This is a genomic window from Arthrobacter sp. Leaf141 (assembly GCF_001424565.1).
GTDB lineage: Bacteria > Actinomycetota > Actinomycetes > Actinomycetales > Micrococcaceae > Arthrobacter.
Window position 1 is genome coordinate 147,713 of record NZ_LMOL01000023.1, and the last position, 219, is coordinate 147,931.

Annotated in this window: 1 pseudogene; it reads left to right on the plus strand. The window is 69.9% G+C overall.

What is annotated here, in order from left to right:
• A pseudogene (locus ASF72_RS20630) lies at positions 1–219 on the plus strand (HNH endonuclease); the annotation flags it as partial.

Consider the following 219-nt stretch of genomic DNA (forward strand, 5'->3'; position numbering starts at 1 on the left):
ATCCCCGCCGGCTGGGCCAGGCACCTCGCCCGCCACGGGACAAAAACCCGCAACCCCGACGCGGCAAAGTTGAAGACCTGGGTCCGGCGGCTCTACACAGCCCCAAGCACCGGAGACCTCATCGCCATGGACTCCACCGCCCGCCTCTTCCCACCAGCCCTGCGCCGGCTTATCGAAGTCCGCGACGACACCTGCCGCACCCCCTACTGCGACGCCCCC